Here is a 21,242-nt window from a genome sequence, read left to right as displayed (position 1 = left end):
GGCTACTCCGTGTGCTCCCATGTCTCTCGCTGATCCGGGTCGAGGTCGATGGGCGGCATGTGCAGCAGGTGGAGGTGCGCCATCTCCACCAGCTCGTCCGTGGTGACGTCGGCCAGGGCGTCGTAGTCCCCGCGGGACACGTCGAGGGTGAAGCTTCCTCCCGAGCCGTCGTCCAGGACGGCGGTGACCAGGCACCGGTAGACCCCGGGTCCTTCGGCGCCGAAGACCACCGCGAACAGCGAACGGATCCGGCCCCGGTGCCCGGCCATCCAGCCCGGCCGGCCGACGGCGGCCCTGCCTTGATCGCGGGCGGTCCGTGCGAGCCGGTCATAGTCGGCCAGGGACGGCTTCTTGATGTCGCCCCTGCCGCCGGGCGCGTAGAGGTCGATGCTCGGCCACTTCCGCTTGCCCAACATACGCATCAGCTTCTCCTGAAGTTGTTGACGAAGACCGGAGTGTCCAGAGTGATCTCCGAGTCCGCGTCTTCCGCCCGCTTGATGAGCGCCATCCGCCGGTGGTTGCCCTGCAGGATCGTGCCCGGGTGCGCCGGGTGCACCGCCATGTACTGGCCGTCGCGCGGGCGGAAGACCGACTGCAGCAGCTCGGCGTCCGAGCGCTTCGACGCGCCCGCCGCCCTGCCAGCGTACTGAGGATTGCCCGCCTTCAGCTGCAGGAGGTCACGCACCGTGCTGTTGGGCGCGGGGGCGGACGCCTCGCCGAGGCTGCGGTTCAGCCGCCGGTTGTCGCGTTTGGCCAGCTGCAGGGCGACGGCCCAGCGTGGCCCCTTCTCCCGCCAGCTGCGGACTTTGAGCGCCAGATCGTTGAAGAAGACCCGGCAGGGGGCGAGGCCCAGCGGGTCGGTCCAGGTCAGCGGGTTGGCGACGTAGGCGTACGGGTCGGGCTGCGGCGTCAGGCCAAGGTGATCGGGGCTCTGGTAGCGGGCCGTGGCGGGATCGTAGTAGCGCTGATTGTTGTAGTGGAGCCCGGTCTCCGGGTCGAAATACTGGCCGGCGAACCTGAGCGGGCAGTCCACTCCCTCACGGGCCTGCGGAAGGCCGCGGCCCCACAGCGTGGCCGCGTGCCGCCAGACCGGCTCGCCGGCGTCGTCGACCAGCTCGGCCGGGGAGCCGGCGAGGTCGGTGACCATGCCGTAGAACCGCCGGCCGGACCCGTCCCGCTCGGTCTGGGTGAGCGGCCGCACGCCTCCGGGCTCGTAGTCCCAGGTGACCGTGCGCGGGGTGGCACCCGTGACGACCGCCGTCGTCTGCTCGGCGAGCACGGCGTCGTCCCAGGTGTAGTCGGTCTGCTCGACGACCGTGCGACCGTCGCGCGCCAGCCGTTGCTTGGCCACGCGGCGACCGAGCGCGTCGTACCGGTAACGCCAGCGCTGCCCGCCGGGAGTGGTGACGCCTGTGAGCCGGTCGTCGGCGTCCCAGCCGAAGCGCCAGGGCGGGGAGCCGTCCGCGTGCCGCCGCAGGACGACCCTGCCCTGCCCGTCGTAGTCGTAGCGGACCTGCCCGGCCGAGCGGAGCAGCGCGCCGGCGTACGCGCGCCCGCCGAGCGTGTCGTCGCGGGCCGCCCCTCCGGTGCCGTCGGTGCGGGCGAGGCCGCCGGCGGCGTCGTACGTGTAGCGTTCGTGCCGGCCCGCCGCCTGGACGGCCGTCACCCGCCCGGCGGCGTCCAGGTCGAAGCGCCTGGCCCCGGCCGTGCGGTCCTCGATGCCGGCGAGCGCGCCGTCCGGCCGGTAGGAGTAGGCGCGCCGCTCGACGATGCCGCCGGCGCCGCGCAGCGTCTGGCGGACGAGCCGGTCGCCGGGCCCCCAGTCCTGGGCGAGCGTCGCGCCGGGACCGAGCCGGCGGCTGGTCTCCCGCCCGGCGGCGTCGTGGGCGAAAACCAGGGCGCGGCCCGCCGTGCGCAGGGCGACGTGCCGGTTCGCGGAGTCGTACTCCCAGGAGGCCTCCGCGCCGGACGGCGTGCGGCGCAGCACGCGGCGGCCCGCCGCGTCGTAGGCGGAGTCGAGCCGGCGGCCGTTGCACGTCTCGGCCACCACCCGGCCGAGCGCGTCGTGCTCGAACCTGACGTCGGCGTCGGCGTTCACCGCGCTGACCAGGCGGCCGGTGGGGCTGTAGGCGAAGGTCGCGACCTCGTCGCCGGCACGCTGCCCGATCACCTGGCCCAGGAGGTCGCGGGTGTAGCGGACGCGCTGGCCGGCTCCGTTGACCCGCTCGACCAGCCGGCCGGCGTCGTCGTGGGCGTAACGGAGCACCCGGCCGTTGTAGTCGGTTTCCCGCACCAGGTTGCCGGCCGGGTCGTAGGCGTAGCGCCACACCAGCCCCCGCGGGTCGGTGACGGCGGTGAGCCGCAACTCCGTGTCGTAGGCGAACGCGAGGCGGGCGCCGTCCTGCTCGACCCTGGACGTGGGCACGTCGAAGGGCCCGTACGCGGTGCGGCTGATGCGGCCCGCGGCGTCCACGTGCGTGACCAGGTTGCCTTCGCCGTCGTAGGACCAGAGCTCCGTCTGCCCGCCCGGCAGGGTCACGGAGGTGAGGAGGCCTTCGGCCGTCCAGGTGAAGGCGGTGCGATGGCCGAGCGGGTCGATCGTCTCGATCACCCGGCCGAGCGGGTCGCGGACGCAGCGGCTCGTCGCGCCGAGCGGGTCGGTGACGCTGACCGGCAGTCCCGCGTCGTCATTGACGATGCGGGTCAGCGCCCCCAGCGGGTCGGTGACCGCCGACAGGCCGCCCCGCTCGTCGTAGGTGTATCGGGTGGTCGCGCCGGCGGGGTCGGTCAGCGCCACGAGGTTGCCGCGCGAGTCGTACTCCTGCCGCCACACCGTCCCGTCGGCATCCGTCACCTGGACGGGGAGCCCGATCCCGTCGTAACGGGCGGTGACCCGGCGGCCGTCGGGGCGGACGACGGCGGTGACGTTTCCCGCCTCGTCGTAGGAGCACCTGGTGGTGCGGCCCAGCGGGTCGGTCCTGGACAGCAGCCGGTCGCGCTCGTCCCACTCCGACCAGGTGGCGTGCCCCAGCGGGTCGATCTCGGCGGTCACCTGGCCGGCGTCGTTGAGGTGATAGGTCGTCCGGTGCCCGAGCGAGTCGGTCATGACCGTGACGCGGTCGTCGTAGGCCAGCGCCACGTCGAGGAACCCGCCGCTCCCGTGCCCGCGGACACCGCGTCCCCACTCGTCGTAGACGTAGCGGTACGAGTGCCCGTTGCGGTCGGTCCAGCCGGCCAGCCGTCCCTCGGGATCGTAGTCGAAGCACAGGGGGCGGCCGGCGGAGTCGTACACCTCGGCCAGGTGGCCCGCGTCATCGTAGGCGTAACGGACGAGGTCCAGATCCCGGCCGCCGGACACCAGCCGTAACGCCGTGACCCGGGCGGTGTCGTCGGTGTGCACGGCGATGCGGTAACCGCCGGAGTGCCGGATGCCGGTGATCCGTCCCTCGGCGTCGTGGTCGACGTCGATCCGGTTGCCGTTGCGGTCGCCGACGGCGACGATCCTGCCGTCAGGGGCGAACCGCAGAGCCTGTCCCGCCAGCGGGTCCGTGACGGTGTAGCCGCCCGCCTCGCCGGCCGCCAGCGGCCAGCACGGGCCGGATTCCGGCAGCACCGGGGTGTCGCCCACCGGCGGGTAGGCGAGCACCATGCCGTCGGCCGCGACGAAGTGCACGCCGCTCGCACCGAACAACAGCCGCTGGTCCAGCGTCGACGCCCACGACGCCCCGAACGACCGTCCTGCCCGGTACGACGACACGTGGGTGCGTTCCAGCACCAGCGGGAGCACGCCGGGCAGCTCCACGTCGACCTGCTGGAGCACGACCTCGCCGCTGGCCACGTCGATCGGGTCCTTCGTCCTGACCCGCGCGGCATAACTCCGCCAGCGCCGCCAGGTGCCTGCTCCGGCACCCGGCGCCCGCCGCGGCCCGGCGCCCGCGCCACGAGCCGCGCCGTCGAGAACTGCCCGCGCGCCACGGGTCTTGAAGAACGCCCCCGCCGCCCGGAACAGGCCTTGCCCCGCCAGGCCGCGGCCGGCCCTGGAAAGAGCCATTCGTCTGTCTCCGGCGGCTCAGCCCAGCACGGCTGCCGTCGCCGCCTGCGTCGTCCGGTCGAGCTGGCGCCGCCCGACCTCCCGTATCAAGGGGAGCATCGTGCCCCCGGTGCCGGCCGCGGAGGCCAGAGCCGCGGCGGTGAGGCCGTACTGGTAGAGCGTGTAGGCCTTGTGCGCCAGCACGATCGCCGCGCAGACCAGCAGGCCGAGGCCGACGACCCTGACGCCGGTGGCGGCGGACTGGAGGTTGGCGCTCGCGTTGTCCGGGTCGCCGAAGTGCTCGTCGAACGCGGTGATGGCGTCGCCCTTGTTGGTGGAGACGACGGCCCGCGCGAATGCCCTGCCGTCGGCCAGCAACGCCTGCATCCGGTCGGCGTGCCGGTCGGGGACCTTGCCCATGGCCGTGACCTGGTCCTCGTCGCCGTCGGGGAAGACCGCCCCCAGGAAGGCGGCCACGACGGCGAGCTGTCCATCGGGAAGTTGAAGACCCATGTCACCCTTCGAAAGTCTGGCGGATCTGTGCTGTCGAGGCGTCCTGCGCTGATCTGTAGACGTCGGCCATCCTGCGCAGGGCGTCAGGATAGGAGGCGTAGTCTTCGAGGTTGTCCTGCTGACACTGCGTGTACGCCTCGTGAACGGCGCCGAAGCACATGTCGATGGCCTGGCCGACCTCGTTGTTCGATCCCCATGGACGGCCGTAGGAGGCCATCTCGGCCAGGTATGCACGCGCGGCCTCCTGCGAGTGGCCGTGCACGTCGCCGACCCCGTCGGTGTACCGCGCCAGCAGCGGAAAGTCGATGTCCAACTCGGCGGCCATGTCGTACGTCCTGTCTCACCTGTTCGGTCGAGGGCCGGCCTTGATGCCGCCCATGAAGTCGTTCATCGCCCGCCCGAACGCCCGAAGGTCCTCGACGCCCAGGTCCCGCAGGTCGGCGAGTCGCGCGGAGATCTGCTCGGGGTCGGCTCCCGCGGCCTGCCGGCGCTTCCGGACGCCGGCCTCCAGGTCGTCCAACGCCCGGTTCACGGCGGTCGTGAGGGCCTCGCCGAGCCGGGCCGAGTCACGCATCGCCCGAGGCCGGATGGTCACCGACGCCACGCGCCCCACGGGCCGGCAGACCGCATGGACGAGGCCTCCCGCGGCCGCGCCTTCGCCGGTGGCCTCGGCGGTGGCACGCTCGGCGGCGGTCGCGCGCCCGATGGCCTCCAGCGTCTCGGCGAGCCGGTCGAAGGCCGGCCCGAGATCCAGCGCAGGAACCTCGAAAGGCACCTCAGCCTCCTGCCGCAGCCGCGAGGCGCTGGCCTGGATCGCGGCGGTGATGTCGTCCGCCCGCGCCGCGACATCGTCGCGGATCTCCCGGAACTGCCCGGCCAGTGCGAGAGGGTCGATGACCGGCGATCGACCGGCCTGATCGTCGTCAAGGGCTTCGTTCACGGCCGCCGGCACGTGCCCGGCCAGTTCCTCCGGTGGCAGGGCCAGCGCTCGGGGACGCACATGGCACGACACCACCCGGCCGCCGGCGACCACGACGTGCACGGGGCCGTCGGCCTTTCGCCCACGCGTGTCGTCGCGGCCAGCCCCGACGTGATGATCGCTCACGATGAGGAGCGTACTGGATACGCCAAAACCCAATAAAAGGACTCCCGCCCAGGCCGCCTCCGAGGCCAAGGGTCGCGCTTCTCCGCCCGGCTCAGGGCGGCGCGAGGCTCGCGGCGACTCCGTCGAGCACCAGTTTCAGCTTGCGGTCGAACCACGTCGCGGCCGGGTCCGTGAGCGCCTGCCGCATGATGGGAGCGAGCTCCGCGCCCACCGCCTCGGCCCAGGCGTCGGCCGTGCTGTCGCGGACGACGCTCGCGCCGGCGGGCGCGTCGAGCTGCTTGCCCCTGCTGAACACGTCGATCGTCAGGTCGAAGACGGTGTCGGCGGCGAGGAAGGCGTTCTCGACCGTGAAGCCGCAGTCGATCAGGCGGCGCACCGCCGCGCCGAAGCGGAGCATCACCTGCTCGGGGAAGCGGGTGAGCCTGAGGAACTCCTTGATCAGCCCCGGATGCCCCTCCAGCAGATGCCAGAGCGCGGCGGCCTGCGCCTCCAGGTCGGAGCGCCACTCGCCGGTCGGCTCCGGCCAGGCGACGGCCGCGACGGCCCGGTCGATCGCCACCATGACCAGCTCCTCGCGGTCGGCGACGTGGCGGTAGAGGGCCGAGTGGGCGACCTGGAGCCGGTCGGCCACGGTGGCGAGGGTGAGGTTGTCGAAGCCGACCGCGAGGGCGGCGTCGGCGATGGCGGGCCGGGTGATGCGCGGGGGACGGCCGCGCGGGCGTCCGCGCACGCGCCACTCCCGCCCCGAGACACCTCGGCCCGCCTGCTCGCCGCCCATCACGCTCCCCGATCCCCGCTCATGTGCCCGCCCCTCGCACGAGCACGTCGCGGCGTGGGCGGCTCGCCGGACTCATGCCGGCTGGGTCAATCGCCAGCCGCGGGCTCGCGTGCGTTCCGACCAGAACGCAGCGTACCGGCCGTCGAGATCGAGCAGCTCCTGGTGGGTGCCGCGCTCCACGACGGCGCCGTCCTCCAGCATGACGATCTGGTCGGCGGCGGCGATCGTGGTCAGCCGGTGCGCGATGACGAGCAGGGTGCGGTCGCGAGCGAGCGTGGCGAGCGCGTCGATCAGGGCGGACTCGTTCTCCGGGTCGAGCGCGGCGGTGGCCTCGTCGAGCAGCACGATCGGGGCGTCCTTGAGCATGGCGCGGGCGATGGACACCCGCTGCCGCTCGCCGCCCGACAGCGTGGCGCCGGCCTCGCCGATCCTGGCCTGCCAGCCGCCGGGCAGGCGCTCGGCGATCTCGTCGACCCGGGCCAGCCGGCCCGCCTCGCGCACCTCCTCGTCGGTGGCCTCGGGACGGCCGATCCTGATGTTGTCCTCCAGGGTGCCCTCGAACAGGTAGACGTCCTGGAACACGATCGACAGCTGCGCCATCAGGTCCTCCGGCGCGTAGTCGCGCACGTCGTTCCCCGACACCCGCACCACACCCGAGTCCGCGTCCCAGAAGCGGGCGATGAGCCGGGTGAGCGTGGTCTTTCCGGAGCCCGACGGCCCGACCAGGGCGGTCACGGTGCGGGGGGCGACGGTGAAGCTCACGTCACGCAGCACCGGCCGCTCGTCGTAGGCGAAGCCGACGCCGTCCAGCTCGACCGACGGCTCGCCCGCCCGCGCCGAGCCGGTGCCCGGCAGCGGCCGGGTGTCGAGCACCGCCTTGATGCGGCGCAGGCTGCCGCGCGCCATGCGCAGCTCGCCGCCGACGTCGGCGGCGGCCAGCAGCGGCTCGGTGAACCGCACGGCCAGCACCAGCACCCCGACCAGCTCCGGCACGTCCACCGCGCCACCGAGCGCCAGCGCGCAGCCCGCGATCAGAATCGCGGTGAAGGCGAGCTGTACGGTCAGCGCGACCGTGCCCAGCCCCGGCAGCGTGGTGCGCAGCAGCCGCCGCAGCGTGCTGCGCTGCCGCACCAGCGCGTCGTCGAGCAGGTCGTAGCCGTCGGCGGTGCGCCCGAACGCCCGCAGCGAGGGCTGCTGCCTGGCGAACTCCACCACCCGGTCGGCCCCCTCGGCCCCGGCGTCGTCCATCGCGGTGTCGCTCCGCTGCACCAGGCTCTGCGTCCACCGGAACGCCAGCCACAGGAACGGCGCCGTGAGCAGGGCCGCCAGCCCGAGCCGCCAGTCGAAGACGAACATGCACACCAGCACGGTCGCCGGCGCCGCCACCGCGCTCACCACGACCTGCAGCAGGTGGGCGGGCACGCTCATCACGTCCATGACGCCCTTGCCGACGAGCTGCCCGAGCCGCCCGACGCGGTCGGCGCTGAACCAGCCGACCGGCAGCCCGGCCACGTGGTCGCCGAGCCGGTGGTAGAGGGTGCGCAACGCGGCCAGGCCGACCGCGTAGCCGTACTGGGCCTGCACGTAGGAGGCGACGGCGGTGGCCACGACCACGGCGGCGAACGCGGCCAGCCACGGGCCGACCGCCTCCCCCGACAGCAGCGCCCGCAGCACCGGCACCAGCATGGCGAACGACAGGCCCTGCAGCACGCCGTACACGGCCATCGCGAGCAGGCTGCGGCGCAGGCGCGCGCCGTGTTCCCGGCCGAGGACGGCGCCCAGCTCTCCGATCATCTTCTCGTCCAATCCCGCTCGTCGTCGCGTACGTGCGCCGCCCACATCCGGGCGTAGAGCCCGTCCGCCGCGAGCAGCTCGTCATGGGTGCCGCGTTCGGTGATCCGGCCGCCGTCGAGCACGGCGATCTGGTCGGCGCCGGTGATCGTGCTCAGCCGGTGCGCGATGACCAGCAGCGTGCGCCCGGCCACCAGCGTGGACAGCGCGTCCTGGATGGCCGACTCCGACTCGGGGTCGGCGAAGGCGGTGGCCTCGTCCAGCACCAGGATCGGCGCGTCGGCCAGCAGGGCGCGGGCGATCGCGACGCGCTGCGCCTCGCCGCCGGACAGGTGGGCGTCCTCGCCGATCACCGAGTCGTAGCCGCGCGGCAGCTCCGCGATCCGGTCGTGGATCTGCGCGGCGCGGGCCATGCGCTCGATCTCCCCGCGTCCCGCGTCCGGGCGGCCGAGCGCGATGTTGTCCGCCACGGACGTGCGCAGCAGCTGCACGTCCTGCAGGACGAAGCCGACATGGTGGTACAGCTCGGCGGAGCCGATGGTGCGTACGCCGGCGCCGCCGACCACGATCTCCCCCTTGTCGGGGTCGTAGAAGCGGGGCAGCAGCTTGGCCAGCGTGGACTTGCCTGACCCGGACGGCCCGACGAGCGCGGTGACGGTGCCGGGCTCCAGCGAGAGGCTCACCCCGCGCAGCACGGGCGTCGTGCCGTCGTAGGAGAACGACACGTCGCGGAAGTCGACCGCGTGGCCGACGGGGCGCACCGGTGTCTCGGGCTCGGGCAGCGGCGGCGTGTCCAGCAGCGCGGCCACCCGCCCCGCGGACTCGGCCGCGCTCCTCAGCCGCATCGAGCCCATGTCCAGGACCAGGAAGGGCGCCGTCAGCGCCACGCCGACCAGCACGAACGGCAGCACGTCGACCGGCTCGATCCAGCCGTTCGCGGCGAACAGCGCACCGCCGGCCGCGGACACCAGCAGCATGGCGGGCGGCGAGATGAACGCCATGGACAGGCCGCTGAGCCGGAGCATGGGGCGCACCCAGGCGCCGAAGAAGTCGGCGAAGTCGTCGGCGGCCTCGGCGAAGCGCCGGTAGGAGCGCCGGGTCTGGCCGAACGTCTTGATCACCGCGATGCCCTGCACGAACTCGACCACGGCCGAACTGATCCGGGTGTTCGCCTCGCTCCAGCGCCGCATCTGCTCGTCGTAGCCGCGCATCATGATCGCGAACGCGGCGGCGAACAGCGGCACCGGGATGAGCACGACGAGGGTGAGCCGCCAGTCGACGTACAGCAGGTAGGCCAGGGCGGCCAGCGGGGTCACCACGGCCGCGAGCAGGTCGAGCGCCGCGTGCGCGACCAGGTGGTGCATTTCCCTGACGTCGTCCTGGAGCACCTTCTTGACGTGGCCGGAGTTGCGCTCGCCGAACCAGCCCAGCGGCACCCGCGACAGGTGCGCGGCCATCCGGCGACGCAGGTGGAGCTGCAGGTCGGCGTCCGCGAAGTGGGTGATCGCGCCGGCCACCCCGAACGACAGGAACCGGATCAGCAGCCCTGCGACGGCCAGGGCGGCGATCGGCCAGACCCGGCCGGGGCCGCCGGCTCCCGGGCTGAGCAGCACGCGGGCCAGCTCCGCCACGCACACGAAGGGCACGAGCGCCGAGATCGCGTAGACGACCTGGAACGCGGCGGCGGCGATGAGCCGTGGCCTGATGGGGGCGAGCAGCGCGATGAGCGCGGCGCGGCCGGGGGCGGGCGTGTCGTCGCCGTCCGGCGCGGGCGCCACGGGGACGGCCGCCTCGGCGGTGATGGTCATGGGATGGGCCTCCTGCGGTGTGCGGGGGTGCCCGCTATTTTGTTACAGACTGTCTTGAATAGGCAAGGGTTCCCTAACAAGGTCCCGGAGTCTAGGGGTGCGCAGGGGTGCATCGCCTCGTGATCATGCGCTGACCAGGCGTAATTTATGGTGATTTGCCCCGTTCCATTTCCTGAAGTCACCGCAAGGCATCCACCCGCCCCTTACCTTGACGGTGATCTTCCGGCACGAACCCCCTAGGAGGGCAATGTTCTCCCGGCACCGACGGGTGGGATCCACGTTGATCGCCGCCGTCCTGTCCATCGGCATGACGGCCGCGGCGGCGCCCGCGCACCCGTTACCCGCGCGTACGTCCCCGACCGCGTTATCCGCGGAACGCGTCACAGTCCCCGCCACGGCCGACGTGTTCGTCAGCCAGGCCGAGCCCTCCAAGAGCTTCGGCACCGCCACGTGGATGTCCGTGTGCGGCGCGACCTGCGGCGGCAAGACCTCCGCCCAGCGGCTCGCGCTCACCAGGTTCAAGGTCTCCGGCATCCCCGGCGACGCCACGAACGTCAAGGCCACCCTCGACGTCACCTCCGCCAGGACGACCGCCACGAAGTTGTCCGCCCGCACGGTCACCGGCGACTGGACGGAGAGCGGCACCGTCTGGAACGACCGGCCGGAGACCGGCGGCGTGATCGCCTCGCACAGCGGCTTCACCGCCGGCGAGAAGGCCGAGCTGGACGTCTCGTCCGCCGTCACCGGCAACGGCACCTACTCCTTCGCCCTCACCGGGAACGACGAGACGACGACGGTCCTGTTCTCCTCGCGCGAGACGGGCGACCGCGGCCCCAAGCTGACCGTCACCTACACCGCCGGCACGCCCGTGCCCTGCGCCGCGCTGCCCTTCGACAAACCCTCGGTCGCCGCGCTGCGCGCCTCCGCCAAGAAGGCGTTCGCGTTCTACTTCCCGCCCTTCCCCGTGTCCGTCGACAACAAGGACCCCGCGAAGGACCAGTACGCTTCCTGGCTCGACCCTGACGGCTCAGGCGGCGCCTACCGGGACCGGGGCGGCTACCTCAGGGACCGCCCGGTGACCCGCTCCGTGCGGCCGGAGTCGCACTGGCGCCGGCTCGACTTCGAGATGGAGGTGCGCCAGGCCATCGCGCAGGGCCTCGACGGGTTCGTCTACGAGCACCACACCTCCAGCGACCAGCGCTGGAACCACCTGCCGGAGCTGCTGGACGCGGCCAGGAACGTCGACCCCGGCTTCAAGATCATGCTCAGCCCGGACTTCCCGACCGAGTCGGGCGCGTCCGTCGCGAAGGTGGTCTCCGACGTCCTGCTGGTCAAGGGGCATCCGTCACTCTTCACGCTGCCGGACGGCAGCGTGCTGCTCACGCCGTACCACGGCGACCGCCAGCCGCCTTCCTGGTGGCAGAAGGTGCGGGACGAGCTGGCCGCCAAGGGCATGAAGACGTCGCTGATGATGTCGTTCAACTACTGGAGCGGCAGCGGCAAGACCGAGTGGGACGACCACGTCCACGGCTACTCCTCCTGGGGGGCCAACCGGCCCGAGGTGACGGACGCGTTCCGCCGCGCCTCCGAGGCCACGCACGCGCGCGGCCTGACGTACATGGCCCCGATCGGCTTCGAGGACACCAGGGCCAAGGAGCTGCACTACTGGGAGGCGCAGAACAGCAGCACCCTGCGCGGCTCGTGGAAGTCGGCGATCGACGGCAAGGCCGACTGGGTGCAGCTCGTCACCTGGAACGACTACGGCGAGACGCAGCAGGCGCCCTCCAAGGTGCGCGGCGAGGTGCTCGCCGACGTGAACACGTACTACACGACGTGGTTCAAGACGGGCGAGGCCCCTGAGATCGTCCGCGACGGCCTCTACTACTTCCACCGCAGCCACAAGGCGAACGCCCCCTACGACACGAGCAAGCAGACGGCCGGCAAGTTCACCATCCCGGCGGGTCCCGGGCCGGTCGACGACGTCGAGTTGCTGGCCTTCGTCAAGGAGCCGGGCACGCTGGTCATCAAGCAGGGCTCCGACGTGAAGACCAAGGAGGTCACCAGCGCGGGCGTGGTGTCGTTCAAGGCACCGATGGTGCCGGGCACGACGCCGGTCTTCGAGCTCCGGCGTGACGGCGAGACCGTCCAGGCCCTGACGAGCAAGACGCCGATCAGGACCAGCGTCACGTACCAGGACATGATCTACCACGCCGGCGGCGGCACCGGCTGCTCCGGCTAGCACGCACCCCGTCCTGGCGCGGCCGGCCGCGCCAGGACTACGGCCCGCGGACCCGCCCGGCCAGCTCCGCCACGGCGCCGATCAGCTCGTGGCCGGCCAGCAGGGCCAGGTCGTTGTGCCCGGCGCCGGGCACCTCGACGGTCGTGACGGGACCCGCCGCCGCCTTCGCCACGGCCTTGCTCAGCCGGGGCGGCACGATCGTGTCGGCCGTGCCGTACACGACCACGACGGGCGCCCGCACGTCCGCGATGCGCTCCGAGACCGGGAAGCGGTCCCGCAGCAGTGCCCTGACCGGCAGGAACGGATAGGCCTCCTGGCCCGCCGCCGCCAGGTCGGTGAACGGCGAGCGCAGCACCAGCCCCGCGGGCGGGCGCTCGCGCGCCAGCCCCGTCACCACCCCCGCGCCCAGGCTCTCACCGAAGTAGACCACCCGCGCGTCGCCCAGGAAGGCACGCGCGGCGAGCGCGTCGAGGCGCAGGCCCTCCTCCGTGGGCGTGCCCGGGTTGCCGCCGTAGCCGCGGTAGTCCATCAGCAGCACCGGCAGGCCGCGCGCCGCCAGCGCCCTGGCCAGCGGCGCCCGGTGCAGCCTGTTGCCGGCGTTGCCGCCGGCGACCAGCACGGTCACGTCGTGGTCGCCGGGCACGTACCAGGCTCCGAGCGTGAGCCCGTCGCCCGTCGTGAACGAGACGTCGCGCGCCCCGGGGATGACCTGGCCAGCGGGCGGCACCCGCGTGCCGTCCGGCAGGTAGATCAGCCGTCGCTGGAAGATCCAGAGCAGCCCGAGGAGCAGGACCAGCACCGCGACGATCACCAGAGCGGTGCGCGCCATCGTCGTCACCCTGCCCACGGTACGCATCCCGCCCCGGGCGGCACAGCGTCAGGCGATCACGCCTGCCTGCACGACGTGGCGGATGTGCTCCGGGCCGGCCAGCACGCCGGCGTCGCCGAGCGGGTCGCCGTCGAGCACCAGCAGGTCGGCGTGCGCCCCCACGTCCAGCGTGCCGATCTCGCCCGCCATGCCGGTCAGCTCGGCCGCGACCGTCGTGGCCGAGCGCAGCACGTCGATCGGCTGCTGCACCTCGCAGCGCAGCCGGAACTCGTGGTTCTGGTGCCGGTGCATGCCGCCGAGCAGATCGGTGCCGTAGACCAGGCGCACGCCGCCGCGGGCGGCGCGCTCCAGCGCGGCCAGCCCCGCGCCGAGCACCTCGTCGACCTTGCGCACGCTCGCTTCTGGCAGCCCGAACGCGCGGCCCTCCTCCTTGAGCGCCCAGTACGTCACCAGCGTCGGCACGAGGAACGCGTCGTGCCGCAGGAACAGCTCGACGCTGTCGTCGTCGATCAGGTTGCCGTGCTCGATGGAGCGGATGCCCGCCTCCAGCGCCCGGTTGACGGCCCGCGCCGTGTAGGCGTGGGCGGCGACGTACCGGTTGGCGGCCTCGGCCTCCTCGACGGCCGCGCGCAGCTCGTCCATCGAGTACTGGGTCGAGTCGATCCGGTCGGTGGGGGAGGCCACGCCGCCGGAGGCCATGACCTTGATGTGGTGCGCGCCCTTGCGCAGCTCGTCGCGGGCGGCCGTGCGCACCGCGTCGACGCCGTCGGCGACCCGGCCGAGGCCGGCGCAGCACGGGTGGTCGTCGTGCAGGTGCTCGCCGGGGCCGCGGAAGTCGGCGTGGCCGCCGGTCTGGCTCAGCCCCTTGCCGCCGAACAGCAGCCTGGGGCCGCGGATCAGCCCTTCCGCCTGGGCGTCGGCCAGCCCGAAGTCCGCGCCGGACGCGTCGCGCACCGTGGTGAAGCCGCGGTCCAGCATGCCGCTCATGATGCGGGCGCTGTGCGCGGCCACGTACGACGGCGCCATGGAGCCGATGGCGCCGAGGTCGGCGGTGCAGGCGGTGACGTGCACGTGCGCGTCGATGAGGCCGGGCACGACGTGCGCGCCCGCGAGATCGACCACGCGCGTGCCGTCAGGCGCGCTCAGCCTGGGGCCGGTCTCGACGATGCGGCCGCCGGCGCAGCGCAGGTCGGCCTCGGTGTACGCGCCGGTCGTCACGTCGAGCAGCAGGCCGTCGCGGAGCAGCAGACTCATGCGCCACCTCCCTGGACGGCCGCGCGCAGGGCGGGCACGGCCGCGGGCGCGAGCGATCGGGCGGCGGCCACCGACGCCTCGTCGTACCGGCCCTCGGCGTCGAGCAGGTTGAGCACGCCGATCACCCGGCCGTCCTCGGTCACGGGCACGTTGATGACCGCCCCGCACCCCAGGCTCTCGATCAGCTCGTGGTCGGCGAAGATCTCCCGTACGGCGGCCCGGTCCGCACCGAGGTACGGCTGCCCGCCCTCTATGCACTGTGCCAGCCAGCCCTGGGCGACCTCCACGCTCTTCTCGCCTCCCACCGGGTACTGCTCGGGGTGGCTGCTGTGGACGCGGCGGAGCGTGCGCCGTCCGGGGATCCAGGCGAGCACCGTGAAGAGCCGCGCGCCCACCTCTCGCCGCACGCTCTCCTCCAGCTCGGGGAATCCGTTCATCGGGTCGCCTCCTTGGCGGGTTCCGTCAGTTCTTCCAGGGACCGGCCGGCCGTGGCCAGCCCGAACACGACCACGCAGATCACCCCGGCCGCCAGCACCGCCGTGGTCAGGCCGAACACGCCGCCGAAGCCGAGGGTCGCGGCCGACAGACCGATGATCGTCGGGGCGAGGATGCTGCCGACCCGCCCGAACGCGCTCGACAGGCCGGTGCCCGTGGCCCGGATCCAGGTGGGGAACACTTCGGGGGTGTAGGAGTAGACGCCCGCGTACGTGCCGTTGAGGAAGAACGACAGCACCGCGCCGGCGAGCGTGATGGTGACGGGGGTCTCCATCTGCGACAACCAGAACGCGCTGAGGGCCGAGCCGGAGAGGTAGAGCGCGATGGTGTTCTTGCGGTCGAGCCGCTCCGACAGCCAGGCCGCGGAGAAGTAGCCGGGAATCTGCGCCAGGTAGATGATGATCGAGAACTCGAAGCTCTTGGTCACCGTGATGCCGCGCTGCACGAGCAGCGTGGGGATCCAGGAGAAGAACCCGTAGTACGAGAACGTGATCACGAACCAGACCAGCCAGATGATCCCGGTGCGCCGGGCCATGGCCGGGCTCCACAGGAACTTGAGCGCGCTCCAGAGGTTGACCTTGGGCGTCTCCGTGGAGGGCGCGGTGGCGGCGTCGGGCACCGGTGGGAGCGGTCGGCCGGTGGCGTGCTCGACGCGGCGCTCCAGGTCGGCGACCACGGTCTCGGCCTCGTCGGTACGGCCCTGCTGGAGCAGGAAGCGCGGCGACTCGGGCAGCGAGCGCCGCCACCACAGCAGCATCACGATGGGCACCGCCGTGATCACCTGCGCGACCCGCCAGCCCTCGTCGATGGTCGGCACGACGAACCGCCCGATCAGGGCGGCCATCACGAACCCGAACGAGAAGAACCCGGCCAGCGCGCCGATGAACCACCCGCGCCGCTTGGCGGGCACGAACTCGGACAGGAACGGCGCGATGATCGCGCTCTCCGCTCCTGCGCCCGCTCCGGCCAGCACCCGCGCCCCGAGGAACACCTCATAGGTGGGGGCGAACGCGGCGACCACCGAGAAGACGGCGTAGAAGGCGAGTGCGTACATCATCACCTTCTTGCGGCCGATCCGGTCGCCGAGCAGGCCCGCGACCGTCGCGCCGAAGAGGAACCCGAACGGTGTCGCGGACCCGATGATGCCGAGCTGGCCGTTGGACAGTCCCCAGGCCTCCTGCGCGCTCGGCAGCAGGAACGCGACCACGGCGCTGTCCATGCCGTCGAAGGTGTAGCCGAGCCCGCCGATCAGGAGGAGCAGGTAGTGCGGGCGGCTCAGCGGGAGGCGGTCCAAGCGGGCCAGCAAGGTCATGGGGCAAGCCTCTCCCAGGTCGTGGCCGAGTAGGTCGAACGCGAAGCAACATATAGTGCGAAATGTCGAAATTGCAATAGTCTTTGCATGGTGGCGTCGGCGCGAGCGCGTAGCATGATTCCGGCGAGGAGAGGATCACGTGGAAGAGCGCGCTACCGACAGCTTCGAAGACTGGCTGCGCTCGCGGCTACCCGAGCGCGGGCTGCGCGGCAAGGCCGCCGCCGTGCTCGAGGTCCTGCTCTCGCAGCCACGCCGGGCGTCGTTCGGGTCGGCCAGCGAGCTGGCCCAGCTGGCCGGGGTCAACGTGGCGACCGTGACGCGCACGGCGCAGGCGCTCGGCTTCACCGGCTGGCCCGCGCTCCAGCAGGAGCTGCGCGCCCGCTACCTGTCCTCGCTCAGCGCCGGTCAGGTCGCCGCCGAGCACAGCGGCAACGGTTCGCCCAGCGCCCGCTCGCTCCGCCGCGACCTCGACAGCCTCGCGCTGCTCAACCGGCGCATGGACGAGGGTGTGCTGCTCACGATCGCCGAGGCCGTCGCCGCCGCCCGCCGCACGGTGATCGTCGCCGACGGCAGCTACGCCGCCGTCGGGCTGGCGCTCGCGCACAACGCCCGGCTGGCGGGCTATGCCGTCACGGCCGTGACCCTGGGCGACGCGGAGCTGGCCAACACCATGGCCGCCATCGGGCACGGGGACGTGCTGGTGGCGATCAGCTTCTGGCGGCTGTACGAGAGCACGGTGCTGGCGGCGAACGTGGCGCGCTCGCGCGGCGTGCGGGTGTTCGCGGTGACGGACGCCGCCAGCCCCGCCTTGGCGGAGGCGGCCGAGGAGGTGGTGATGGTGCCCGCGGAAGGGGAGGCGTTCTTCCCGTCGCTGACGGCCGGGATGGCGGTGGCGCAGGCGCTGGTCACCCAGCTCGCCGCCGTCGACCCGGCGCGTACGGGGGCCTCCATCGAGGCGGCGGAGGCCATGTGGGGCAGGTTCGGCCTCCTGCACCGCCGCCCCATCGCGGGCGATCACCCCTGACCGCCCGCGCGCTTCCTTCCTACAGCCAGCTGGCGCGTACGCTGGTCGCCGGTTCCGCGCCGGGCGGGGTGCCGAGCCGGCCGGCGCGCACGCCGTCGAGCATCCGGCCGACCGTCTCCACGATCTCCGGCGCGCGCTCGCGCAGCCCGGCCACGTCGGCGGGGCTCGCCTCGTCACGGTCGGCGCCGGCCCGGTCGAGGACGTCTTCGAGGTCGGCGAGGCGTTCGGCCAGCCACGCCAGCGGGTCGGCGGACAGCTGCCGGTCGAACACCCGCTGCCCGGGCTCCCACCCGCTGGTGCCGGGGTGGTGGTGGGTGCGGTCGAAGCTGCCGGGCCTGCCGTCGACCGACTCCAGCAGGTCGACCCGCCAGATCGGCCGGTCGATGGTGATGGGCCTGGCGGAGTAGATCGACCCCTTCAGCTCGGCCGGCTCCAGCCTGCGCAGCTCCAGGCGCACGCCGTGCTCGGCTCCCTCCTGGCCTTTCATGGGGTTGGGATCGACGAAGTAGATGTCGCTGACGGCCACGCCGATCCGATCGAAGCCGAAGAGGTAGAGCACGGCGAACCACTTCCTCACGCAGGTGTCCTGGGGGCTCTCCGCTCACCGTACCCGCCGCGCGCGGAGGCTAGCAGCCCTCGGACAGCAGGTGCTCCTCGGCCCACTCGGAGATCTGGTGCAGGGCGGGCATGAGCGCCTTGCCGCTCTCGGTCAGCTCGTAGGAGACCGCGACGGGCGGGCCCTCGTCGACGGTGCGCGCGATCAGGCCCTCCTTGGTCAGCTCGGACAGCCGGTCGGAGAGGACGGAGTCGCTGAGCCCGTCGATCGCCCGTGACAGCTCGCGGAACCCGGCGGGGCCGCTGCGCAGGCTCCCGAGCACGACGGCGCTCCAGCGCTTGCCCAGGATCCGGAACGCGCGGGTCAGCGCGGCGTCGCTGCGGACGCACTCGTGCATGTCATGCGGAGATGCCGTCGCCATGCCTCCAAACTAGCGCATCCCGTGCCGCTTTGATTTTCCTAGCGAGTATGAATAATGTAGCCACACTTCGATTCCTAGCAAGGAGATGTCATGGTGGAGAGTGCCGTCACGCGCCCGAGCGTCGTGGTCCTCGGCGGTGGTTACGGCGGCCACAAGGTGGCCAAGCTGCTCGACGACGTGGCCGACGTATCCCTGGTGGACCCGTCGGAGTCGTTCGTGCACAACGTCGCGTCATGGCGGGCGCTGGTCGAGCCGCAGTGGCTGGACCAGATCTTCCTGCCCTACAGCCGCCTGCTGGTCCACGGGCGATACCTGCGTGATCGCGCCGTGGCGGCGGACGGCCGCCGGGTGACGCTCGCCTCGGGCCGCACCCTTGAGCCCGACTACCTGGTCCTCGCGACGGGCACGGCCTACCCGTTCCCCGCCAAGATGGACGAGCCCGACACGGAGACGGCCAAGGCCCGGGTGCGGGACGCGCACGAGGCCCTGCGGAGCGCCGAGCGCGTGCTGCTGATCGGCGCCGGCCCCGCCGGCCTCGAACTCGCCGGTGAGATCAAGGCGTTCTTCCCCCGCAAGCACGTGACCCTCGCCGACGCGGCGCCCGACATCCTGCCGGGCCCGTTCGGCCAGGAGCTCCGCGACGAGCTGCGCAGGCAGCTGGACGCGCTAGGCATCGAGCTCAAGCTCGGCAGCAAGCTCCGCGAGCTCCCGGGTGCGCCCCCCGCCACCGCCGCGCCCGTCGCGATCGCCACGGAGGCGGGGGAGAAGATGACCGCCGACATCTGGTTCCGCTGCTTCGGCGCGACGCCGCGCACGGACTACCTGCGCGGCTCACTCGCGCTCGCCCGTGACGAGCGCGGATATGTGCGGGTGGACGAGCACCTGCGCGTCCAGGGCCACGAACGGGTCTTCGCGATCGGCGACATCTCCGACGCCGACCGCGACATGGCCGCATTCGCCGGCGCCCAGGGCGAACTCCTCGCGGCGAACCTCCGTACGGCGATCACCGGTGAGGGTGAGGCGGCCGCCTACGAGAAGCAGCCGACCGTGATCCTCGTCCCGCTCGGGCCCGAGGGCGGCGCCGGGCAGCTGCCCGGGCAGGACGGCATCGTCGGCCCCGAGACGGCCTCCGAGATCAAGGGGCGCACCATGCTGGTCGAGCGGTCCAACGCGCTCTTCGACGCCCCAGGGGCCTGACCGGCTCCTGACGTCTCGCCTCCCGCCCGGAGCCGCCACTCCGCGCTGGGCCGTGACCTCCGCCCGCACGGGCGGGGGTCACGGCTCGACCAGGCCGGACCTGATGGCGTAGCGGGTCAGTTCGAGCCGGTCGCGCATGCCGAGCTTCTGCAGGATGTTCGCGCGGTGCCGGTCGACGGTCTTCACGCTGATGACCAGCGTCTCGGCGATGTCCTTCGCCGAGTTGCCCTCGGCGATCAGCTTGACGATCTCCTCCTCCCTGGGCGTCAGGATGCTCTCGGGCATGCGCTCGCCCTCGCGGTCACGCTGCAGGTAGTCGCGGATCAGCGCGGTGACCGCGCCGGGGTAGAGGAACGGCTCGCCGCGCATCGTGGCCCGGCAGGCCTCCAGGAGGTCCTGGTCGGCGGCCGACTTGAGCACGTAGCCCGAGGCGCCGACCTTGAGCGCCTCGAAGAAGTACTGCTCGTTGTCGTACATCGAGAGGATCAGGATGCGGATGCCGGGCGCGCGCCTGGAGATCTCGCGGGCCGCCTGCAGGCCCGTCATACGCGGCATCGCGATGTCGAGGATGGCCAGGTCGACCGCGTCGTCCGAGGCCGCGGCGACGGCTTCGGCGCCGTCGGCCGCCTCGGCGACCACCTCCAGGTCGGGCTCGGCGTTGAGGATCAGCCGCAACCCCTGACGGACCAGGGAGTGGTCGTCGGCCAGCAGGATACGGGTCTTGTTCACGGGTGGAGGCTCCGATTCGCGATGTCCGGGACGACCAGGCTCACGCACGTGCCCTCGCCTGGCGGGGAGTCGATGTCCAGCCGGGCGCCGCCTGATGGTCATGCTGATGATCATCACCGCGGTGGCCTCGCCCTTCCTGGACAACATCACCACGATCATGCTGGTCGCGCCGGTCACCGTGGTCGTGTGCAACCGGCTGCACATTCCCGCGCAGCCGTACCTCATCGCCGAGGTCCTCGCCTCCAACATCGGCGGCGCGGCGACGCTCATAGGCGACCCGCCCAACATCATCATCGGCAGCCGCGCCGGCCTGACCTTCAACGACTTCGTCATGCACATGGCGCCCATCGTGGTGATCGTCTTCGTGGTGTTCGTGTTGTTCACCCGGGTGCTGTTCCGCAACTCGTTCCAGTACAACGAGGAGCACGTCGCCGCGGTGATGGCGCTCCAGGAGCGGCGGGCCATCACCGACCCGCGGCTGCTCGCCCGGTGCCTGGCGGTGCTGGCCGCCGTCGTCGTCGCGTTCGGGCTGCACGCCGTGGTGCACGTCGATCCGTCGATCGTCGCCCTGGTGGGCGCCGGGGTGATGCTGCTGGTGTCCCGCTCGAACGTGCACGACGTGCTGAGCGAGGTCGAGTGGCCCACGCTGGTGTTCTTCATGGGACTGTTCGTCATGGTCGCGGGCCTGGTCCACACCGGCGTGATCGAGGCGATCGGCACCTGGGCCGTGGACGTGCTGGGCGACAACTACTTCCTCGCCGCCACCTCGCTGCTGTTCGGCTCCAGCGCGCTGGGCGCGTTCTTCGACAACATCCCGTACGTCGCCACGATGGCCCCCATCGTGGAGGGCGTCGTCGCGCAGGTGCCCGACCCGCAGACCGGCCAGGCCCTGTGGTGGGCGTTCGCCCTGGGCGCCGACTTCGGCGGCAACGGCACCGCGGTCGCCGCCAGCGCCAACGTGGTCGCCATCGGCATCGCGGCCCGCACCGGACACAAGATCAGCTTCTGGCAGTTCACCCGGTACGGCATCGTCGTCACCGTCCTCAGCACGGCGATGGCCTGGCTGTACGTCTGGCTGCGCTACTTCACCTGACGCCGCCCCTGAGGACGGGCCAGGGTGAAATCAGGGACGATCACCGATGGGCCGGCCAGGCGCGAAGG

Annotated in this window: 19 protein-coding genes; 4 read left to right on the top strand and 15 right to left on the bottom strand. The window is 72.3% G+C overall.

Features of this window, described 5'->3' with window-relative positions; translation table 11 throughout:
- Window positions 1-2: 2 nt before the first annotated feature.
- From E1292_RS06080 to E1292_RS06045, 8 genes are all read right to left on the bottom strand, one after another.
- Complete coding sequence (locus E1292_RS06080; protein ID WP_132592851.1) at window positions 3-422, bottom strand: hypothetical protein; 420 nt, start codon at window positions 420-422, stop codon at window positions 3-5.
- Window positions 422-4,051 (bottom strand): RHS repeat-associated core domain-containing protein, encoded by a 3,630-nt coding sequence (locus E1292_RS06075; protein ID WP_132592849.1) that lies wholly within the window; start codon window positions 4,049-4,051, stop codon window positions 422-424. The genes E1292_RS06080 and E1292_RS06075 overlap by 1 nt, the downstream gene beginning before the upstream one ends.
- 18 nt (window positions 4,052-4,069) lie before the next feature.
- Window positions 4,070-4,543 carry a WXG100-like domain-containing protein gene (locus E1292_RS06070; RefSeq protein ID WP_132592847.1) on the bottom strand — a complete coding sequence of 158 codons (474 nt, stop codon included), beginning with the start codon at window positions 4,541-4,543 and terminating at the stop codon, window positions 4,070-4,072.
- 1 nt (window position 4,544) lies between these two features.
- Window positions 4,545-4,868 carry a hypothetical protein gene (locus E1292_RS06065; protein ID WP_132592845.1) on the bottom strand — a complete coding sequence of 108 codons (324 nt, stop codon included), beginning with the start codon at window positions 4,866-4,868 and terminating at the stop codon, window positions 4,545-4,547.
- A gap of 15 nt (window positions 4,869-4,883) precedes the next feature.
- Entirely contained in the window at window positions 4,884-5,717 is an 834-nt protein-coding gene (locus E1292_RS53515; protein ID WP_246089959.1) for a YbaB/EbfC family nucleoid-associated protein, read from the bottom strand.
- 22 nt (window positions 5,718-5,739) lie between these two features.
- A complete protein-coding gene (locus tag E1292_RS06055) occupies window positions 5,740-6,378 on the bottom strand; it encodes a TetR/AcrR family transcriptional regulator (protein WP_165974406.1) in 639 nt (212 codons plus the stop codon).
- Between the two features lie 120 nt (window positions 6,379-6,498).
- Entirely contained in the window at window positions 6,499-8,232 is a 1,734-nt protein-coding gene (locus E1292_RS06050; RefSeq protein WP_246089958.1) for an ABC transporter ATP-binding protein, read from the bottom strand.
- Window positions 8,217-10,025: an ABC transporter ATP-binding protein gene (locus E1292_RS06045; protein ID WP_132592841.1), complete on the bottom strand. Its 1,809-nt coding sequence runs from the start codon at window positions 10,023-10,025 to the stop codon at window positions 8,217-8,219. Before E1292_RS06045 ends, E1292_RS06050 begins: the two co-directional genes overlap by 16 nt.
- Window positions 10,026-10,272: 247 nt before the next feature.
- On the opposite strand from E1292_RS06045, the gene E1292_RS06040 reads away from it, so the two are divergent.
- On the top strand, window positions 10,273-12,264 hold the full coding sequence (locus tag E1292_RS06040; RefSeq protein ID WP_132592839.1) for a glycoside hydrolase family 71 protein: 1,992 nt from the start codon (window positions 10,273-10,275) through the stop codon (window positions 12,262-12,264).
- Window positions 12,265-12,301: 37 nt separating this feature from the next.
- Here the strand turns inward: E1292_RS06040 and E1292_RS06035 are convergent, their stop codons facing one another.
- From E1292_RS06035 to E1292_RS06020, 4 genes are read right to left on the bottom strand one after another with little or no spacing between them, the layout of a single operon-like run.
- Complete coding sequence (locus E1292_RS06035; RefSeq protein WP_132592935.1) at window positions 12,302-13,093, bottom strand: alpha/beta hydrolase; 792 nt, start codon at window positions 13,091-13,093, stop codon at window positions 12,302-12,304.
- A 48-nt stretch (window positions 13,094-13,141) separates the two neighbouring features.
- A complete protein-coding gene (locus tag E1292_RS06030) occupies window positions 13,142-14,347 on the bottom strand; it encodes a metal-dependent hydrolase family protein (protein WP_132592837.1) in 1,206 nt (401 codons plus the stop codon).
- Window positions 14,344-14,784, bottom strand: coding sequence for a GAF domain-containing protein (locus E1292_RS06025; RefSeq protein ID WP_132592834.1), 441 nt, complete (start codon window positions 14,782-14,784; stop codon window positions 14,344-14,346). Before E1292_RS06025 ends, E1292_RS06030 begins: the two co-directional genes overlap by 4 nt.
- Window positions 14,781-16,154, bottom strand: coding sequence for an MFS transporter (locus E1292_RS06020; protein ID WP_132592832.1), 1,374 nt, complete (start codon window positions 16,152-16,154; stop codon window positions 14,781-14,783). Before E1292_RS06020 ends, E1292_RS06025 begins: the two co-directional genes overlap by 4 nt.
- Window positions 16,155-16,293: 139 nt before the next feature.
- Here E1292_RS06020 and E1292_RS06015 point away from each other — a divergent pair, with 139 nt between their 5' ends.
- Window positions 16,294-17,178, top strand: coding sequence for a MurR/RpiR family transcriptional regulator (locus tag E1292_RS06015; RefSeq protein ID WP_132592830.1), 885 nt, complete (start codon window positions 16,294-16,296; stop codon window positions 17,176-17,178).
- A gap of 19 nt (window positions 17,179-17,197) precedes the next feature.
- Here the strand turns inward: E1292_RS06015 and E1292_RS06010 are convergent, their stop codons facing one another.
- On the bottom strand, window positions 17,198-17,755 hold the full coding sequence (locus E1292_RS06010) for a hypothetical protein (protein ID WP_246089957.1): 558 nt from the start codon (window positions 17,753-17,755) through the stop codon (window positions 17,198-17,200).
- A gap of 49 nt (window positions 17,756-17,804) precedes the next feature.
- Entirely contained in the window at window positions 17,805-18,155 is a 351-nt protein-coding gene (locus E1292_RS06005; RefSeq protein ID WP_220446680.1) for a winged helix-turn-helix transcriptional regulator, read from the bottom strand.
- Window positions 18,156-18,245: 90 nt separating this feature from the next.
- On the opposite strand from E1292_RS06005, the gene E1292_RS06000 reads away from it, so the two are divergent.
- Complete coding sequence (locus E1292_RS06000) at window positions 18,246-19,352, top strand: NAD(P)/FAD-dependent oxidoreductase (RefSeq protein WP_132592828.1); 1,107 nt, start codon at window positions 18,246-18,248, stop codon at window positions 19,350-19,352.
- Between the two features lie 78 nt (window positions 19,353-19,430).
- Here E1292_RS06000 and E1292_RS05995 read toward each other — a convergent pair whose 3' ends face one another.
- Window positions 19,431-20,081 (bottom strand): response regulator, encoded by a 651-nt coding sequence (locus E1292_RS05995; protein WP_246089956.1) that lies wholly within the window; start codon window positions 20,079-20,081, stop codon window positions 19,431-19,433.
- Here E1292_RS05995 and E1292_RS05990 point away from each other — a divergent pair.
- Window positions 20,074-21,174 (top strand): ArsB/NhaD family transporter, encoded by a 1,101-nt coding sequence (locus tag E1292_RS05990; RefSeq protein WP_281284006.1) that lies wholly within the window; start codon window positions 20,074-20,076, stop codon window positions 21,172-21,174. The genes E1292_RS05995 and E1292_RS05990 overlap by 8 nt on opposite strands.
- Window positions 21,175-21,242: the final 68 nt, after the last annotated feature.

The organism is Nonomuraea deserti (assembly GCF_004348685.1).
In the GTDB taxonomy this organism is placed as follows: Bacteria; Actinomycetota; Actinomycetes; order Streptosporangiales; family Streptosporangiaceae; genus Nonomuraea; species Nonomuraea deserti.
Note: the sequence above shows the minus strand (reverse complement) of the source record. Positions and strands in the feature narration are given on the sequence as shown.